At 31.6% G+C, this 250-nt stretch carries 1 protein-coding gene; it reads right to left on the bottom strand.

Going from position 1 to position 250, the window contains the following annotated elements:
• A partial coding sequence (locus AAEZ00_RS21815; protein WP_351090097.1) for a hypothetical protein occupies positions 1-250 on the bottom strand: 250 nt, incomplete at both ends.

Here is a 250-nt window from a genome sequence, read left to right on the forward strand (position 1 = left end):
TGTATATTCTTTTCAAGAAATCCTTAACTGACTCTTGTCTTTTTACTAAATACCAAGCAACCTCAGTAGTATCGACTAGCATTTTCTTAATAGTATTAGGGTCTTTTTTAGTACCTGCAATGGTTGTTTTTAATTCATATTTACGAAACACGCCTTTGCTTTTGTTGGGCTTGGTAGAAATATTTTTGACTAACTGGCCGTTAACCTTAATATGATAGTTAATTTTTTGAATATCACCTTTGGGTAATTG

Source organism: Shewanella sp. S1-49-MNA-CIBAN-0167 (genome assembly GCF_040310145.1).
Taxonomy (GTDB): domain Bacteria; phylum Pseudomonadota; class Gammaproteobacteria; order Enterobacterales; family Shewanellaceae; genus Shewanella; species Shewanella psychromarinicola.